The sequence below is a fragment of the Roseisolibacter sp. H3M3-2 genome, from assembly GCF_029211165.1.
Lineage (GTDB): Bacteria > Gemmatimonadota > Gemmatimonadetes > Gemmatimonadales > Gemmatimonadaceae > Roseisolibacter.
In genome coordinates, this window is record NZ_JARGEK010000431.1 from 1 (window position 1) to 3,695 (window position 3,695).

At 78.3% G+C, this 3,695-nt stretch carries 4 protein-coding genes; 3 read left to right on the forward strand and 1 reads right to left on the reverse strand.

The genetic code is table 11. From position 1 onward, the window contains the following. On the forward strand, positions 1-863 hold an 863-nt coding region (locus PYV61_RS22445; protein WP_275835876.1), incomplete at its 5' end, for a polysaccharide deacetylase family protein. 32 nt (positions 864-895) lie between these two features. Continuing rightward, the gene (locus tag PYV61_RS22450) at positions 896-1,699 is read left to right on the forward strand and encodes a formyltransferase family protein (RefSeq protein ID WP_275835877.1); all 804 of its coding nucleotides are present in this window, start codon (positions 896-898) and stop codon (positions 1,697-1,699) included. A gap of 28 nt (positions 1,700-1,727) precedes the next feature. On the opposite strand, the gene PYV61_RS22455 is transcribed toward PYV61_RS22450, so the two are convergent. After that, on the reverse strand, positions 1,728-2,726 hold the full coding sequence (locus tag PYV61_RS22455; protein WP_275835879.1) for a polysaccharide deacetylase family protein: 999 nt from the start codon (positions 2,724-2,726) through the stop codon (positions 1,728-1,730). A 284-nt stretch (positions 2,727-3,010) separates the two neighbouring features. Between PYV61_RS22455 and PYV61_RS22460 the strand changes: the two genes are divergently transcribed. Beyond that, positions 3,011-3,695: hypothetical protein (locus PYV61_RS22460; protein ID WP_275835882.1), on the forward strand; the 685-nt coding region annotated here is incomplete at its 3' end.

The following is a 3,695-nucleotide window of genomic DNA, read 5'->3' on the forward strand; positions in this document are numbered from 1 at the left end:
CGCGCCGCCAGCTCGGCGGCGCCCGTCGGCCGCCCGCAGCCGGTCGAGGAGGCGGGCGCGCGCGCCGGGGCCTGATGCGGCTCCTGTCGCTGCTGTACCACGACGTCGTGGGCGCCGAGGGCTTCGCGGGGAGCGGGCCGCAGGGGGGCGACGCCGACGTGTACAAGCTGCCGCGCGACGCCTTCGCGGCGCACGTCGCCGCCGTCGCGGCGGTCGCGTCGCCGCCCGCCGTCCCGCTCGAGGCGGTGGCGGCCGGCGAGGGGCCGCCGGCGGTCGTGTTCACCTTCGACGACGGCGGCGTGGGCGGCTACCACCACGCGGCGCCGGTGCTGGAGGCGGCGGGGTGGCGCGGCTGCTTCCTCGTGACGACCGACTGGATCGGCACCGCCGGCTTCATGGACGCGGCGCAGCTGCGCGAGCTGCACGCGCGCGGCCACGTCATCGGCAGCCACTCGTGCTCGCACCCGGCGCGCATCTCCGCGCTCCCCGACGCGCGGCTCGCCGCCGAGTGGCGCGACAGCGTCGCGCGGCTCGAGGAGGTGCTCGCGCAGCCGGTGCGCGTCGCGTCGGTGCCCGGCGGGTTCCTGTCGGACCGCGTCGCCGCGCACGCGTTCGACGCCGGCGTCCGCCTGCTCTTCACCTCCGAGCCCACGGCGACGGTGCGGCGGCGCGGCGACCGCGCGCTCGCCGGCCGCTTCTCGATCATGCGCGGCGACCCGCCGGCGAAGGCGCGCGCGTTCGCCGCCGACGCGCGGCTGCCGCAGGTGCGGCAGGCCGCGTACTGGAACGCCAAGAAGGTGCTGAAGCGGCTCGGCGGCGAGCAGTGGCTGCGGCTGCGCCGCCGGCTGCTGCGCGACGCGTGACGCGCCCCGCCCCGTCCCACGCCCCGAGCCCGGTGTCCGCACTCCCGCCGCTGCCGACCGCGCCGCTCGACGAGCCGCTGCGCGTCGTCGTCCTCACCTGCGGCCCGCACGGCCGGGAGAGCGCCGCGGCGCTGGTCGGGCTCGAGGGGGTGGAGGTCGTGGGCGTGCTGCGCGCCCCGCTGCCGCGGCCGCGCACCTTCGTGCGGCGGCTCAAGGTCTTCTACCGCCGGCACGGGCCGGCGGGGCTCGCGCGGCTGCCGTTCCGCCGCCTCGCGGGGCTGCTCGCGCGCGGGGCCGACGACGGCGCGCCCGACGGGCCCGGCGCCGTCCCGGTCGTCGAGATCGACAGCTTCGTGAGCGCCGCCGGCCTCGACGCGCTGCGCGCGATGCGGCCGCACCTCGGCGTGGTCGACGGCACCAACGTCCTGAAGCCGGCGACGTTCGCGATCCCGACGTTCGGCAGCGTGAACCTGCACTGCGGCAAGCTGCCCGAGTACCGCGGGGCGCCGCCCGGCTTCTGGGAGCTGTACAACGGGGAGCGCCAGGTGGGCGTCACGATCCACCGCGTGACGCAGGAGCTGGACGGCGGGCCGATCCTCGCGCAGAGCATCCTCCCGCTGGAGCCCGCGCCGCGCGAGGAGCCGATGGCGTACCTGCGCGCGCTGCTGGAGCGCCGGCTGCGCCCCCTCGGCATCTCGCTGCTGCGCGAGGTGGTGGCGTCGGTGGCCGCCGGGCGCGCGGTCGAGCGCCCCCAGCCGCCCGGGCCGCACGAGACCTACCGCTTCCCCGACTTCCGCACCGTCCGCGAGCTGCGCCGGCGCGTCCGCGCGCGCTGAGCGCGCTGCGCGCGTCGGGGGCGCGCCGTCAGACGCCGACCGCGCGCATCGCGAACCAGCGCGGGTCGACGTCGGCGCCGCCGACCACCAGACGCCGCAGCGCGAAGGGCGGCGTGTCCTGGTCGCACAGCCCGTCGATCGTGCTGAACGCGGCCGTGCAGCCGTGCCGCGCCAGCACCGCCTCGGCGCGCGCGTCGAAGTCCACCGCGCGGCCGTTGGGATACGCGAAGGTGCGCGAGCTGGCGTGCGGCACCGCGCGCGCGACCGCGCGGACCGACTCGCCCACCTCGGCGTCGAGCGCCGCGTCGTCGAGGCGGCCGACGATCTCGTGCGTCGCCGTGTGCCCGCCGAACGTCACCAGCCCCGACGCCGCGAGCTCGGCGACCTGGTCCCAGTCGAGCAGCGCGAACGGCGGGTCCGCCCGACCGTCGCCGGCCGGCGCCAGCTCGGCCGCCAGCGCGGCGACGCGCGCGCGGCGTTCCGTCGCCGGCACCGCCTTCAGCCGCTCGACCACCGCGCGCGCGTGCGCCACCCGTTCGCCGCGGTCGCCGAGCGCGACGCGCGCGCCCCCGAACGGCGCCAGGTCGACGTGCGTGCGCGTCGTGCGCGTGAACAGGTCCTCGACGGCGACCGTCCAGATCGGGAGGTCGGTGCCCACGAGCGCGGTGGCGAGGTAGATCGTCGCCGGCACGCCGTGGCGCCGCAGGATCGGCAGCCCGAGGTGCAGGTTGTTCGCGTAGCCGTCGTCGAACGTCACGCACGCCGTCGGGCGCGTCAGCGTTCCCGCGCGCAGGCGGTCCACCGCCTCGTCGACCGGCAGGCAGTCGTAGTGCGCGGCGAGGTACGCGATCTGCCGCTCGAACGCCGACTCGGGGAGCAGCAGCCAGTGGCGGTCGGGCGCGTCGTCGCGCCGGATGCCGTGGTAGCAGACGGCCAGCAGCTCGTGGCGGCGGCGCCGGCGCAGCGCGTGATCGAGGCCGAACGTCACGCCGGCGCGGCGTACGGCCGCTCCGAGCAGTCTGGGCATGCGCTGGGTGGCGGGTTGGGTGGGCGACGACGGCTGCCGCCCACAACACTAACGCGTCCGACGGCGGGCGCGGCCGGTGACGGAACTCACCGGCCGTCGTCGAACCGCGGGGGGCGGCGGTACGGACGCCCACGCGCGATCGTATATTCTCGCGACCACGCCCCCCGCCGGGGGCGCCCGCATCGATGCAGCCGCGGCCGCCAGGCCCCTGCTCCCCGATGCCGTACGCGCACGTCCCCGGCGCCCCCGCCGCACGTCCGCCCGCAACGCCCGCCGCGCCGTCGATGGTCACGCAGCATCCCGCCGCTCGACGCCTCGCCGCGGCGCTCGTCCTCGCCGCGATCGGTTGTGGCGACCGCTCCTCGCCGCTCACCCCGCTCGACGACGCGCCCGCGCCCGGCGCGCCGGCCGTCACGCCGCAGGGCGCGGGGCGCGACTCGCTCGTCGGGACCGGCGCCCTGTCGTCCGACTCGGTCGCGGTGCTGCAGGCGCGCGTGGCGCGGGTGGAGTTGGTCGTCGACTCGGGGATGCACGGCGAGCCGCCCACGATGACGGCGGGGGCGACGGCGATCCTCGGGGTGCTGGCGCGCGACTCGACCGGCCGCGTGCTGGTCGGCGTGGGCCCGCGCTTCCGGCTCGTGTACGCCACGAGCGACAGCCTCGTGCGGCTCGACTCGGTCACCGGGCGCGTGCGGGCGTCGGCCACCGGCTCGTTCCAGGCGGTGGTCGCGGTCGGGACGCGCAGCTCGTTCCCGGTGCAGTTCCACGTCGTCGCGGGGGCCGCGCCGCCCGACACCGCGGTCACGCCGCCGGCGACGCCCACCGCGCCCGCTCCCGCCGCCCCGACCGCCCCGCCGGACACCACGCCGGTCGCCGGCTCGACCGAGGTGCCCCCCGCGGGGCCGGGGTCGGTCGCGCTGGGGGTGTGGCGGTTCGACGGGGGGAGCGGGGCGGCGGTGGTGTCGAGCG

What these genes read in the sequence shown, in the direction of transcription:
- PYV61_RS22455 (WP_275835879.1), bottom strand. Translation starts at nt 2,726, where the DNA reads ATGCCCAGACTGCTCGGAGCGGCCGTACGCCGCGCCGGCGTGACGTTC.